Below are 13081 nucleotides of genomic sequence, written 5' to 3' on the forward strand. Positions count from 1 at the left end.
CCCGGTCACGCCTCCGGTACCGAGAAGCAGAGGAGTTTGCCTGAGCTGCTCACGTAGAGGTGGTCGTCGACGGGGAACGCCGCCCAGTAGCCGGATCCGCCGCTGACCGGGTAGTGCCAGACCTGTTTTCCGGTGCCGGCGTGGAAACCGTAGAGGCCTCCCGGTGCCGCGGCGAGGAAGAGGCCGCGTGCGGAGCCCAGGAACTGGAGTGTGCCGAGGCCGGAGCCCGCGGTCCAGCGGGGTGCTCCGGTCAGCGCGTCGACGGCGTGCAGGGTCGAGTCGAGGTAGCAGACGGTCGCGCCGGACCGGTCGTAGCCCCGGTTTCCGCGGGCGGCCGTCTGCACACTCCACAGGGTCTTTCCCGTCGACGGGTCGAAGGCCGCGAGCAGTCCGCTGACCGCTCCCGAGGCATCGGTGCCCGGGTAGCAGTACAGAGTTCCCTGGTGCAGCTCCAAGGACCCGTCATAGGCGAGGATTTGGCTGTTCGTGGGCGGCAGGCTGGTGGCGCGGCTCCAGAGGGTGGCGCCGTCGGCGGGCTTGAGGGCGAGCAGGTTCATGGCGCCGTCGAGGGCGTAGAGCACATCGCCCTCGGACGGCGGGTAGAGGGCGACGAGGTCCTTCGCCCACAGCCGGGCGCCTGTGTCCGGAGCGACGGTGGTGTATCCGCGGAGACTCGCGGTCGTGGACGTCTGCGAGGTGCTGCCCCAGAGGACCAGGCCGCCCGCCCGGGTGGTGCCGGTGACCGCGATGCCGTCACCTTCCGGCGACTTCCACCGCTCGGCGCCGGTCGACGCGTCGAGGCCCTGGAAGTGCCCGCTGTCGACCATGGCCACGAGCAGCGAACCATTGGCGAACTCCAGGTGCGGTGCGCCGGTCGCGGTCGCGGGCCGTTCCCACAGCTGTTTCCCGGACCGGACGTCGAGCGCGTGGATCTTTCCGTCGGTCCGTACCGTGTAGACGTGTCTGTCGTCCGCGATGGCGGCCGTGTTCTGGCCGCTCAGGTCCTTCCAGAGCGCGTTGCCGGTGCTCCGGTCGTAGCAGGCGCCCGAGGTCTTCCCGGCGCAGAGCAGCGCGGACGGCGTGACCGCCCGCAGGGCCATGTCGGGCTGCGGGAGGTCCGCGCTCCAGGACAGTTCGGGAGTGGCGGTCGCGCCCCGGCCGCCTGAGCGGAGCAGCAGCGCGGTGCCTCCGGCGGCCGCGGCCACGGCGAGCACCCCGCCGCCGGCCAGCAGCCGGCGCCTGCTGAACAGGGGCGCCCTCACCGCTTCGTGGAGGTACCGCTCCGACGCGTTCACCTGCAGCTCGACCGCGCCGAGCCAGCCCGCGGTGGTCACCGTACGCAGCCACACCTGCAGTTGCCCGACGGGTGGGCGCCGGGCCGGGTCCTTGTCGAGGCAGGCGGTGAGGATGCCGAGCAGTGCGTAGGGCACGCCCTCCAGCCGTGGTTCCTCGTGGGATGTGCGGTAGAGCAGCGCGTGCGCCGCGCCGGTACCGAAGGGCGGGGCTCCGGTACCGGCGAAGGCCAGCACGCTGCCGAGCGAGAACACATCGCTGGCGGGCGTGAGTTCGGCTCCCGTCGACTGCTCCGGCGACATGTAGCCGGGCGACCCGATGATCTGGCCGTCCGCGGTGAGCACGGTCCCGTCGACGGCCCGGCTGATGCCGAAGTCGATGACCCGGGGCCCGTCGCGGGCCAGCAGGATGTTGGACGGCTTGAGGTCGCGGTGGATCAGCCCCACGCGGTGGATGGCGGCCAGCGCCTCGGCCAGCCCGGCGCCGAGCACGCGCAGGGTGGCTTCCGGCATGGGCCCATGGGCCTGGATCGCTTCGCTGAGCGAGGGGCCGGGGATGTACTCGGTGGCCAGCCAGGGCTGCGGTCCTTCGGGGTCGGCGTCGACGACGGGCGCGGTGAAGGCGCCGCCGACCGCGCGGGCGGCGTCCACCTCTGCCGTGAAGCGCCGCCGGAAGCCGGGATCGGAGGTCAGCTCGGGACGGACGACCTTGACGGCGACGGCGCGCCCGCTGCGCGAGGCGGCCAGGTACACCCGGCCCATGCCGCCCGCGCCGAGTTCCCGGATCACCCGGTACGGCCCGATGTGCGGGGCGGAGCCGGGGGCCGGGGTGGCCGGCGTGGCCATCGGGCTGGTCATGAGGTGTCGCTCCGGAACGCGTAGAGGGTGGTGTCGGACGCGGCGTAGACGGTGCTGCCGACGGCCTGCAGCAACCACGCGTTCTTGCTCGCGGATTCGGCGCCGGAGGGCTGGTGCGCCCAGAGCAGCTTGCCGTCGGAGGCGCGCAGGACGAGGAAGCCCGGGGTGTCGCCTGCGGCGAACAGCGGGACCGCCACCAGGGACGTGGAGACGGCGGGGCCCGGGTTCAGCGAGTTCTGCGGGTCGAGGGTCAGCGGACTCGCGGTGTGCCACACCTGGTCGCCGCTGCCCGTGTCGAGGGCGAAGACGGTGCCCTGGCCCTCGGCGACCACGTAGGCCCGCTGTCCCAGGACCGTGGTGGGGTTGAGCGTGGTCGTCGAGTTGACTGCGGTCCACAGGCGGTGGCCGTCCGAAGCGCGGAACGCCTGCACCTTGACGCTGGTGAGGAGCAGTGCCTTACCGTCGCTGGCCAGGCCCGGGTAGTCGCCGGGCCTGACGACGTCACGGACCGTCCACCGCACCGCGCCGCTCCGCAGATCCACTCCGTGGACGTCACTGCCGTCGTGCAGAAAGCAGCCGACCCCGTCGGAGTAGGCGTGGAAGTCGCTGCCCTTCACCTTGTGGGACCACAGCAGCTTCCCGGTGACGAGGTCCACGGCGCGCACCTGGTAGGCCCTGTCGCCGCTGGTTCCGATCAGGGCGACCGAGCGGGCGACGAAGAAGACGTCGTGAATGGAGTCGGCGTAGGAGTCCCCGTCCTCCGGCCCGGTGACCGCGTGGGTGAACCGCAGGGTGCCGCCGCCGTCCACGCCGAGCAGATGGCCGCGCTCGCCGCCCCAGGCCGAGGCGAACAGCGTCGATCCCCGCACGCCGAGCCACTCGAGCTTGCCGGAGACGTCGGACGGCACCCGGGGGTCGGCCGTCCAGCGCTTCTGTCCGGTCGCGGAGTCGTAGCCGGTCGCGGTGGTCTTGTCCCAGTGCACGAGGGTGCCCCCGAGGAGCTCCAGGTGCGCGCCGGCCTGCAGTTGCTGCAGCGGCATCGACCACTGCGGCTTCGGTCCCGCCGCCACCTTGGCGCCGGGCCGGATCGTGGTGCCCGCGCTGCCGGGGGCGCCGCCCGGGGAGCGGCCGGGCTTCGACCTCCGGTCGATCAGGGCCGTGGCGCTCGCGGCGGCCACGGCGGTGCCGCCGGCGGCGATCCACAGGAAGCGGCGGCGGCTCGGCCCGCCCGGGGCCGCCGTGTCCGGCGGGCCGACGGGGATCGGAGGCACGGCCAGCAGGGCGGCGGCGCTCGCTTCCCGTGCGGCGATGTCCGCCAGCAGGCCCGGGGTGAGCAGTGAGGAGGGTTCGACCGGACCCAGTGCGGTCAGCAGCGCGGTGACGGACGGCCTGCGGGCGGGCTCCTTGTCCAGACAGGCCGCGACCAGGGGACGCAGAGCGTCGGGTACCCCGTCCAGTCGCGCCGGGGCGTGGACGGCCCGGTAGAGGATCCCGGGCGTGCTCCCGGTGCCGAAGGGACCCCCGCCGGTGGCCGCGAACGCCAGGACGCAGCCGAGGGAGAAGACATCGGCCGCCGGTCCGGTCTCGCGGCTCGACGCGATCTGCTCCGGAGCCATGAATCCGGGCGTTCCCATCACAGCGTTCGTCCGGGTCACCTGGGTCGCCTCCGCCACCCGGCTGATCCCGAAGTCGATGACACGGGGCCCGTCGTGGGCCAGGAGCACGTTCCCCGGTTTGAGGTCGCGGTGGACGATGCCGGCGGCGTGGATCGTCAGCAGCGCCTCGGCGAGTCCGGCGCCGAGGGTCCGCAGGGCCGGCTCGGGCAGCGGGCCGAAGCGCGCCACGGCGTCGTGCAGGGACGGCGCGGGGATGTAGGCGGTGGCCAGCCACGGCTGCTCGGCGCCCGCGTCGGCGTCGAGCACCGGCGGGGTGAAGAACCCGCTCACCTTCCGGGCGGCGTCGGCCTCGCGCCGGAAGCGCCCGCGGAAGTCCGGCGCCTCGGTGTACTCGGGCCGGATCACCTTCAGCGCGACCAGCCGCGATCCCGGCGACCTGGCCAGGAAGACCCTGCCCATACCGCCCTCGCCCAGGAGTTGGAGGACCTCGTAGGGGCCGATCCGGCCTGGGCTCTGCGACTGCGGTTGCCGCTGTTCCTGCCCCTGTTCCTGGATGGTGGTGCGCTGTCGCGGGGCGGTGGGGTCGTTGGCGCCGTACGCCGGTGTCTGCACGGTGTCGTGACGGCGGGTCAGCTGAGGGAGCCGAGTACGTCGCGGGCGGCGGCGACGGCGGCGTCCTCGGACTGTTGCTGGCGTGGGCCGGAGTCCGAGGTGTCATAGCCGAAACTCACGGAGAACGCGGCGTTGCCCTCGTGGACGATCACCGTTGCCTCTGCCAGGCCCCCCATGTCCTTGTCGACGGCGTGGACGACGTAGGCCTCTTCGCCGAGACCGGTGAGCGACCGGGAATCGGTGGTCGTGCGCATGTCCTTCAGGGCGTTGAGAGCGGTCGACTTGTCCATGTCGTACATGCCCTTCGCTCCGGGGCTGACCGTGAGGTGCACCCGCAGATGCAGCAGCCGGCCGCCGGAACCGGAGGGAGTGTCCCAGCTCGGCATCTTGGTGATCATCGCTGCCATGGTCGTGTTGTCGAACTGCGACGGCTTGCACTCGGTTCCGGGCGCGATGCTCGCGATGGTGGCCTCCTTGATCAGCCGGCACCCATCGGGGACGTGGGTGAACGTCCGTCCCGCCGGGGCCTGCGACGGAAGCTTGCCGCCGCCCGGGGCACCGGACGGACTCCCCGACGCGGCGTTCTTGTCATCGCCCCCGGATGTGGCGATGATCACGCCGACGATCGCGGCCACGACGAGCACGGCGCCGCCGATCAGCCAGGGCTTCCCACTCCCGCCCGGCCGCCCCCCGTTCGGCGGTCCGTACTGCGGCGGGGTCGGCGGGAGGTGCTGCGACCAGGCCGAGGGCGCGCCCGGCGGCTGGGCCGGGACCGGCGGCGGCAGCTGCCCGGGGGCTGCGCCGCCGGTCCCCAGCCCGGCCCCCCCCGGCATCCCCTGCCCTCCCGGCATCCCCTGCCCTGCCGGCGTCCCCTGCCCGAGCGGCTGGGTGGGGTCGGTCCGGTAAGGGCCCTGCCGGGGGTCCATGGGGTTCTGCGGGGTCTCACTCACGGGGCAGTTCGCTTTCCGTCCGGTTCTCGGCATAGGGAACGGCGCAGGCCAGTCCCGTGGGCCGGGTCCGGGACGAAGGCGCACCGGTACCCCACGCACTTGCCAAAGTCTTCCGCGAGGCGCTGCAATGCTGATGAAATCTTGCTGAATCGGGGGACGCGGAGGACTACGGGGTGGGCGCAGATTCAACGGGGTGGCTACAGATCGACCTGCTCGGGCCGGTCAGAGCCACCAGGGGCGACGCACCGCTCGAACTCGGTCCGGTACGGCGGCAGGAAGTGCTGGCCGCGCTGGTCCTGCGGCCGGGCACCCTCGTCACCCACCAGCAGCTGCTCGACGACGTCTGGGGGGCCGATCCTCCGGGAACGGGCCATCGGGTCCTGCCGAGTTACGTCTATCCGCTGCGGAAGCTGCTGGACACGCGGGATGCCGGTCCTGCCGAGTCGTTGATCCGCAGCGAGCGCGGCGGCTACCGCTTCGTGGCCGGCGGGGCACGGAGGGACGTCGACGAACTGGCCGAGCGGGCCGGCGGCGCCCGGCGCGCGCAGGCCGCCGGCGATCCCGCGGCCGCCCTCGACAACTTCGCCCTGGCTCTCGGGTTGTTCCGCGGCGAGCCGCTGACCGGTCTGCTGGGGCCGTTCGCGGACGCCGAACGGCAGCGGCTGGCGCAGCACCGGCGCACGCTCGAACGGGAGCGGCTGGAGTGTCTGGTGCTGCTCGGCCGGTACACGGACGCCCTGGACGGCCTCGTGGTGCCGGCCGCGGCCCGGCCGTACGACGAACCGCTCGCCGCGCTGCGGATGCGCGCGCTGTACGGCAGCGACCGGCAGGTCGAGGCGCTGGCCGTCTACGGGGAGACACGGGACCGGCTCCTCGACGAGCTGGGGGTGGAGCCCGGCGAGGAACTGCGTCGGGTGCACCAGGGCGTCCTGCGCCGGGACGACGGGCTGCTGCTCGGCCGGGTGGTGCGGCAGCGCGCGGCCGGGTCGGCGCCCGCGCGCCCCGCGCCGCAGCGGAACGAACTGCCCGGGGACACCGCCTGCCTGGTCGGCCGCGAGGCCGAACTCGCCCTGCTCACCGCGCCCGCGTCCGCCGGGGCCGTGTCCGTGGCGGCCGTGGACGGCACGGCGGGTGTCGGCAAGACCGCGCTGGTGGTCCGCGCCGCCTGGACGCTCCGCGACCAGTACCCGGACGGCTGCCTGTTCGTGGACCTGCACGCGTACGGCACCGGCCAGGAGAGCACAGGACCGCAGCGGACGCTGCACCGGCTGCTGCGCGCGGTCGGGAGCGCCGACGGTGAACTGCCGGACGAGCTGGACGAGCTGGTGACGGCCTGGCGTGCGGCGACGAGTTCGCTGCGGCTGCTGCTGGTCGTGGACGACGCTCCCAGCGCCGAGCTGGTGCGCCCGCTGCTGCCCGCCGGGCCGGGCAGCAGGGTGCTGGTGGTGGGCCGGCAGCGGCTGTCCGGGCTCGACGCCGACCTGCGGCTCACCGTGGAGCCGCTCGGCACGGGCGAGGGGGTCGCGCTGCTCCGGCACCTCCTCGGTGAGGCGCGCGCGGACCGGGAGCCGGAGGCCGCGCGGGAACTCGCCCGGCGCTGCGGCGGTCTGCCGCTGGCGCTGCGGATCACCGGGGCCCGGCTGCAGAACCGCCGGTCCTGGACGCTGGCCCACCTGGTGGACCGGCTGTCGGACGACGAGCGCCGCCTCGGTGAACTGCGGGCCGAGGACCGCAGCGTGGAGGCGGCCTTCCGGATGTCCTACGACCAGCTCGCGCCCGGGCTGCAGCGCGGTTTCCGCGCGCTGGGACTGTCGCCGACGGCCGGGTTCGACGCGCTCACCCCGGCCGTCATGCTGGGCTGCTCCCGCGAGGACGCCGAGGACGTCCTGGAGCAACTGGTCGACGCGAGTCTGCTGCAGCAGCCGCGGCCGGGCCGCTACCGGCTGCACGACCTGGTGCGGGACCACACGCTGCGGCTCGCCGCCGCGGAGCCCGAGGAGTCCGCGGCCGCCCGCTCCGCCGTGCTGCACCTCTACACGGCCGCCGGCCGGATCGCCAGCGACTGGGGCCCCGAGGGCTTCCCGACGGGACCGGACGTCACCGGCTCGCCGTTCGCCGACTGGCAGGCCGCCGCTGCCTGGTTGGACGCCGCGGCCTGCCAACTGGTCGATGTGGTGGCCTGCGCGGTGACCGCCGGGGAGGCCGACCACGCCTGCTGGATCGCCGAGGGCCTGGTCGACCATCTGGTCCGCCAGGGGCGCTACCACGAGTGCCGGTCGGCCCTGGAACTCGCGCTGACCTGCGCGGACACGGCCGATGACCGGCGGATGCCCTCCTCCCTGCGGAGCTGTATGGGCATCGTCGACATCTACCAGGGGCGGTTCCGGCAGGCGCACGCCTGGTTCACCGACGCACTGCGCATCGCCCGCCGCCTGGGCGATCTGCGGGAACAGGCGCGGGCGCTGGCCGGGATGGGCGCCTCGGAGCGGTCGCTGGACCGCACCGGGGAGGCGGTCGCCCACCTGAGTGAGGTGGTGGAGCTGGCGGCCCGGCTCGACGACGACTGGCTGGGCGGGATGTCGACCTGCAACCTCGGCGCCATCCACCACCATCAGGGGCGCTACGAGGACGCGCTCGCGTACTTCGCCACCTCCCTCGCGTTCGCCGAGAAGATCGACCGGCCCAGGATGATCAGCAAGACCCTGTGTCATGCCGCCGAGGTCCATCTCGACCTCGGACGGCACGCGGAGGCCAGAGGCCTGCTCCGGCGGGCGGCCGAACTGGCCCGGGAGGTCGGGGACCTGCCGCTGCGCGCGGTGAGCCTGTCGCGGCTCGGCGCCGCGGAGCACGGCGAGGGCGATCTGCCCTCGGCCGTCGCCCTCCACCACGAAGCCCTCTCCACCCTCAACGAGCACACCAGCACGGCGCTGGAGATGGAGGTCCGCAGCCGCCTCGGGAGCACCTACGCGGCAGCGGGCCGCCGCACCGAGGCGGAGCAGCAGTTCCGGACCGCCCTCGCCCTGGCCGGGGCCATGGACCACCCCCGGGAACACGGCATGGCCCTGGCCGGCCTGCGGGACTGCTGAACGGCGGGGCGTCAGGGGGCCGGGCGTCAGGAGGTCGGGGCGGCGCCCCCGGGGACCAGGCCGTCGGCGACCAGGCCGGCGAGGACCGCCTGGCCCAGGGCCTGTACGGCGGACTGGGGACGGACCATCACCGTGAACTCCTTGACCCGGCCGGCCTCGTCGAACTGGAGCATGTCGATGCCGTGGATCTCCTTGCCGTCCACGGTGGCCCGGAAGACGAGGATCTCCGACGGGGCCTCTGCGCCGTCGGTACTGGTCTCGGCCGTGCCGTCGAACCGTCCGACGTAGCGGAAGTCCTCGAAGGTGCGCAGCAGCACGCCGAAGAGCCCCAACACCATGGCCTTGCCCTCGAAGGGCGTGAACTTCACCGGGCTGTAGAAGCGGATGTCGTCGGTGAACAGGTCGTCCAGTGCGGCGAGATCGCGCTTCTCCACGGCGGTACGGAAGCGTTCGGCAGTCTCCATGACCCCTCCAGATACGCAGGTGCCCCGAGCTCGGATACTCAAGGATATGACTAATCATGTTCTTGGGTAGAATGCGGTGCCGGACGGAGAAAGGGAAGGGCGGCTTCGATGGCTTTGCGACATGCCGTGCTGGCGGCGCTGCTGGACGGCGAGTACAGCGGATACCAGCTGGCGAAGGCGTTCGACATCGGCGTCGGGAACTTCTGGCACGCCCTGCCCCAGCAGCTCTACGCCGAGCTGACGAAGCTGGAGAAGGAAGGACTGGTCGCGGGCCGGCAGGTGGTCCAGGAGTCCCGGCCCAACAAGCGCATGTTCCACGTCACCGACGCCGGCCTCGCCGAACTGGAGGCCTTCGCCGCGGCCCCGTCCAAGCCCTCGGTGATCCGCGACGACCTCCTCGTCAAGGTCCAGGCCGTCGACCGCGTCGGCACCGCGCCCGTGCTCGAACAGCTCCAGGAGCGCGCCGCCGCGGCCGAGGCCAAGATCGAGCTCCTCGGCAAACTGCTGCACCAGCTGCGCGGCGACGCCGACGAGGAGGAGTTCCTGCGCCACGGCGAGCGGATCGGGCCCTATCTGACCTGCCTGCGCGGCCTGGCCTTCGAGCAGGACCACCGGGACTGGTGCCTGCGGATCGCAGCCGTGCTGCGGGATAGGGGGCTTGAGACTGGTAGGCGCGCATGTTGAGGTGCCGCGTATTCCACCGGGCATGGCTTTGGCTGGTCACTCTGGGTGGTGAGGTCGGTGTTCGTGGTCTCGCCCTGGACAGGTAGGTTCACCGGTGACGTGTTCGAAGGGGAGATCACCGGTGGACGTTGTGGCGATCATGGAAGCACTGGCTGAGCAGGGCATCACAGTGCTGTTCAAGGCTGACGCCGAGCGGATGGCAGAGCGGCGCAAGCCCTGGACATTCGTGGCCAGCGGTGCCCCTTTGCGTGACGACATCCTCGTACGAACCGATGCAGCCTCAGTGGAGCAGTGTCTCGAAGCCTGCCTGCCGCGCCTGCGCGAGCTGGGCTTTTCGCTGCCCGAGTGACGAGAGTGGTCTGCCGGGACACGACGGACGGCTCACCGCGTGTGGTCACCGGGGGCGTATCGGCTCCAGGTGCCGCCGGCCTCGGTGACGAGCCTGGTGGCCGTCTTGTCGTGGTAGCCGAGGGCCTTGGCGATGACGGGCGCCGGGGCCTGGAGGACGAGGTGCCGGATGGCGGAGGTGCGGGCTCGTTGGGCAGGGACACCGAGGTCACGCAGGGGGCCGAGCAAGCTGGCCGGGTTCATTGGCTGGCCCGGGCGGCGGCCGGGGAAGAGCCAGTGGGTGGAGAGATTCACCGCGGACGTGCGGCCCGGGAGCGAGTGGAGGTAGGCCCGAACGAGATCGGCGACCGGCTCGGGCAGGGGCGAGGGCGGGTCCCCGAGCCGGAGGTGGACCTGCTGGCCGTCGTCCAGGATGTCATCGGTCGTCAGGCGGACGATGCGGGTCAGGGGCTGGGCGAACAGCAGGACAAGACTGGCCGCGACCCGGATTCTCAGCGGCGCGGCATCGCTGCCGAGGACGCGGCGCAGGGCGGCCAACCGCTGTTGCTGGCCCATGGGTTGTGGGTTGGTCGTCGCACGGTAGGGGATGGCCAGCCGCGGCATGCGGCGCGTGTCCATGCACCAACGCAGGAAGGGTTGCGCCGCGCGGCGGGTGGCGTAGTTCTCGCTGTGCCAGGCGTCGAGATCGGCTTGGGTTGCCGTCGCCAGCGTGCGGTCCCGGCGGGCGAGCCAGGTGAGGAAGGCGTCGGCCTGGGTGGTCTGCTGACGGTGTTCGCTGACGGTGCTGACGCTCAGCGGGCCGGCGTCGGCCTTGGACCGCAGCTTGCGGAGCTGGTGCCAGTGGGCGAAGTGCCTCAGGAGATGCTCGTGTTCGGGGTCCGTGGTCGCCGAGAGGCGCTCAGCCAGCCAGCGTTGGAAGAGCAGGAGCCGGCGGTCCTGCCGGGCTAGAACGCCGCATTCCATGAGCAGGTCGCGCAGGTAGGCGGCGGTCCGCCAGTTCGGCACCTGCTGGATCGCCTCGTGAGTGAGTGCGATGTTGCCGGTGGCGAGGTCCCGCAGCAGCGCGGGGACCTGCGGGTTGTTCAGCCAGACGAGGCGGCCCTTGGGCCGGTCCATCCCGACCAGCAGGTCGTGCAGCGGGAGCAGGCGCGGGTCGGGGTGGCCGGTGCCGTCGTCCAAGATGCCGGTGAGCCGGCTGGAGAGGGTGCAGCGTTCGCAGAGCCGGCCACCCAGGAGGAGGCCCTCGAAGTCGCAGCGGTTGCAGAAGAAGTCGCGGGTGATGCCGGCGCAGCCCCGGCAGAGCGGCTGGCCCTGATCGTTGCGACCGGGCAGAAGCCGGTCGGTGGAGCATCCGGGGCAACGGCCCCGGACGTGCATGGCCCGCTCCAGGCAGGTGCGGCAGATCGGTCCGTCGGACCAGTTAGCGGACTTCGCTGCCCGTCGACCGCAGCGGGCGCAGTCGCGCAGGTGCCAGCGTTCGTACTGTTCGGGCGTCATGCCGGTCACCCCTCGTCGGTGAGCCGGACCCGTGTCGGTCGGCGGGCGGCGAGGTTGATCGGTGCGTCCTGTCCGGCAGTGCGGCGGAGGCGGACGTTCTCGGCGGAGGTGGGGATCAGGTCGCTGGCGGTGCAGTCGAGGATGTCGCAGAGCGCGGCGAGCACCGGCAGGGATAGCCGCTCGGGGGTGCCGGAGACGAGGCGGTGGATCTGGGAGGCGGACAGGGTGATCCCGCGTTCGGCCAGGTGCGGCATGAGTTCGGGGACGGTGAACATGCCGCGGGCGGCCATCAGCTCGCGCAGGCGCCAGCGGTAGGTGATCTGGCGGGGCATTACGAAGTCCTTCCCGGCCGCATCGCGGCCTCAACGGTGGCGTCCAGGGCCCGGCGCAGGGTGCGGGTGCGGAAGTCGGAGGAGACACAGGTGTAGATCGCGGTGGTGGAGGCGTACTCATGGCCGACCTGCTGCTGGACGAACAGCGGATCGTAGCCGTCTTCGATCAAGTGGGTGATGTACGACCTGCGCAGCGAGTGGAACTCCAGCGCCGGGTTCAGGCCGAGCGCGTCACGGTAGGCGGCGAAGCGGGAGTCCAGCCGCTGGAGCCCGATCCGCAGCCCCCGCTCGGAGGGCCACAGCGCAGGTCCGTGGGCGTGCCGCATGCCGGGCCGAACCTCGGTGACCCACTCCTCGATGACGACCGGCGTCCACTGCCAGACGGTCAGCACGCTGCGGCGCTTGGGCGGTGAGCCCTTCTTTGCCTTCCCGTGGCGCACCATCAAGGTGCCGTAGTCACCGAACTCCCGGCCGTGCGGGTTGGGGCCGAAGTCGACCTCGTCGAGCATGCGGGTTTCGTTGCGGCGCAGGCCGTAGCCGTAGGCCGTCTTGAACAGCGCCGCGTCCCGGAACGCCGGCAGCCAGCCCTTGCGGCCCTTGCCCCGGACGCGCACCACCTGCTCGTCGGCGTACTCGAAGAACGCCTCCAGCTCTGGCCGGGTGAAGGCGCGGCGCTCCGGCTCACCCTCGCCTTCGTCGGCGTGGACCGCCGCGTTCCAGTCGTGGACCACCTGGACCGGGTGGGTCCCGAAGCGCAGCAGGCACTCCTCCGCCCAGCTGTACGCCGGGCTAGTCACGAAGTCGCAGAACTGCCGTACCGCGCCCTGGTAGTTGCGCACCGTTGAGCGCGCGCAGCCCCGCACCGAGCGGAGGTCCACCGACCATTCCTCGACGTGCTGGGGCGCCCACTCCCACGGCAGCCCATCCGCGTGCCGGGCGAACGCGCGCACCGTCCGCTCCTGGTCGCTGACGTAGCCGAACGACAGGTTCCTGGCCAACTGCTGGTTGCGCCAGCCAGCCAGCATCGCCTCGAAGACCTGCTCCTCCGGGCGCAACAGCGGCAGGCCGTCGACCAGGTGCAGCCGTGCCGACCCCGGCACCAGGGTGTCCCCACCCATCCGATCACTCTCCGTCCATCGCATTCGACGCGAGAATCTCGCATCTGATGCGACTGGAGAGCGTTTTCCCAGATCAGTCCCTCGAAGGAGTGAAGACGACGGCCAGCGACGGCCCGGTCCGGTACGGTCCGACAGAGGCTCCCGGCCCATCGTCCGGCCAAGGTCAGCGCCCGGACCCGGGATCGCGAGGCAGCGGTCCAGGTCCGGAGTCGCCAGTTCGCATC

10 protein-coding genes are annotated in these 13081 nt (G+C 72.3%); 3 read left to right on the plus strand and 7 right to left on the minus strand.

All coding sequences use genetic code 11. The features are described 5' to 3' along the window. Positions 1–5: 5 nt before the first annotated feature. From C8250_RS07140 to C8250_RS07150, 3 genes are read right to left on the minus strand one after another with little or no spacing between them, the layout of a single operon-like run. Positions 6–2150 carry a serine/threonine-protein kinase gene (locus tag C8250_RS07140; RefSeq protein WP_138359445.1) on the minus strand — a complete coding sequence of 715 codons (2145 nt, stop codon included), beginning with the start codon at positions 2148–2150 and terminating at the stop codon, positions 6–8. Then, positions 2147–4378 (minus strand): serine/threonine-protein kinase, encoded by a 2232-nt coding sequence (locus tag C8250_RS07145; protein WP_138359447.1) that lies wholly within the window; start codon positions 4376–4378, stop codon positions 2147–2149. Before C8250_RS07145 ends, C8250_RS07140 begins: the two co-directional genes overlap by 4 nt. A 17-nt stretch (positions 4379–4395) precedes the next feature. Beyond that, positions 4396–5211 (minus strand): hypothetical protein, encoded by an 816-nt coding sequence (locus tag C8250_RS07150; RefSeq protein ID WP_244809004.1) that lies wholly within the window; start codon positions 5209–5211, stop codon positions 4396–4398. A gap of 290 nt (positions 5212–5501) precedes the next feature. Between C8250_RS07150 and C8250_RS07155 the strand changes: the two genes are divergently transcribed. Next, positions 5502–8414, plus strand: coding sequence for a BTAD domain-containing putative transcriptional regulator (locus tag C8250_RS07155; protein ID WP_244809005.1), 2913 nt, complete (start codon positions 5502–5504; stop codon positions 8412–8414). A 26-nt stretch (positions 8415–8440) separates the two neighbouring features. Here the strand turns inward: C8250_RS07155 and C8250_RS07160 are convergent, their stop codons facing one another. Then, positions 8441–8878, minus strand: a complete 438-nt coding sequence (locus C8250_RS07160) for a nuclear transport factor 2 family protein (RefSeq protein WP_138357007.1) — start codon at positions 8876–8878, stop codon at positions 8441–8443. 108 nt (positions 8879–8986) lie between these two features. Between C8250_RS07160 and C8250_RS07165 the strand changes: the two genes are divergently transcribed. Further along, a complete protein-coding gene (locus tag C8250_RS07165; protein WP_138357006.1) occupies positions 8987–9562 on the plus strand; it encodes a PadR family transcriptional regulator in 576 nt (191 codons plus the stop codon). Positions 9563–9683: 121 nt separating this feature from the next. Further along, positions 9684–9911, plus strand: coding sequence for a hypothetical protein (locus tag C8250_RS07170; protein ID WP_116154021.1), 228 nt, complete (start codon positions 9684–9686; stop codon positions 9909–9911). 32 nt (positions 9912–9943) lie between these two features. Here the strand turns inward: C8250_RS07170 and C8250_RS07175 are convergent, their stop codons facing one another. Genes C8250_RS07175 through C8250_RS07185 form a run of 3 tightly spaced genes read right to left on the minus strand, consistent with a single transcriptional unit; the run spans position 9944 to position 12857 of the window. Next, a complete protein-coding gene (locus C8250_RS07175) occupies positions 9944–11407 on the minus strand; it encodes a hypothetical protein (protein ID WP_138357005.1) in 1464 nt (487 codons plus the stop codon). Positions 11408–11412: 5 nt separating this feature from the next. Continuing rightward, positions 11413–11739 (minus strand): helix-turn-helix transcriptional regulator, encoded by a 327-nt coding sequence (locus C8250_RS07180; RefSeq protein WP_138357004.1) that lies wholly within the window; start codon positions 11737–11739, stop codon positions 11413–11415. Continuing rightward, a complete protein-coding gene (locus C8250_RS07185; RefSeq protein WP_138357003.1) occupies positions 11739–12857 on the minus strand; it encodes a site-specific integrase in 1119 nt (372 codons plus the stop codon). Before C8250_RS07185 ends, C8250_RS07180 begins: the two co-directional genes overlap by 1 nt. Positions 12858–13081: the final 224 nt, after the last annotated feature.

Source organism: Streptomyces sp. So13.3 (assembly GCF_005860785.2).
GTDB lineage: Bacteria > Actinomycetota > Actinomycetes > Streptomycetales > Streptomycetaceae > Actinacidiphila > Actinacidiphila fildesensis.

Excerpts from the sequence above, each read along its gene's own strand:
- C8250_RS07180 (WP_138357004.1), bottom strand. The coding sequence starts at position 11,739 with ATGCCCCGCCAGATCACCTACCGCTGGCGCCTGCGCGAGCTGATGGCC.
- C8250_RS07185 (WP_138357003.1), bottom strand. The coding sequence starts at position 12,857 with ATGGGTGGGGACACCCTGGTGCCGGGGTCGGCACGGCTGCACCTGGTC.
- C8250_RS07160 (WP_138357007.1), bottom strand. The coding sequence starts at position 8,878 with ATGGAGACTGCCGAACGCTTCCGTACCGCCGTGGAGAAGCGCGATCTC.
- C8250_RS07165 (WP_138357006.1), top strand. The coding sequence starts at position 8,987 with ATGGCTTTGCGACATGCCGTGCTGGCGGCGCTGCTGGACGGCGAGTAC.
- C8250_RS07150 (WP_244809004.1), bottom strand. The coding sequence starts at position 5,211 with ATGCCGGGGGGGGCCGGGCTGGGGACCGGCGGCGCAGCCCCCGGGCAG.
- C8250_RS07140 (WP_138359445.1), bottom strand. The coding sequence starts at position 2,150 with ATGACCAGCCCGATGGCCACGCCGGCCACCCCGGCCCCCGGCTCCGCC.
- C8250_RS07175 (WP_138357005.1), bottom strand. The coding sequence starts at position 11,407 with ATGACGCCCGAACAGTACGAACGCTGGCACCTGCGCGACTGCGCCCGC.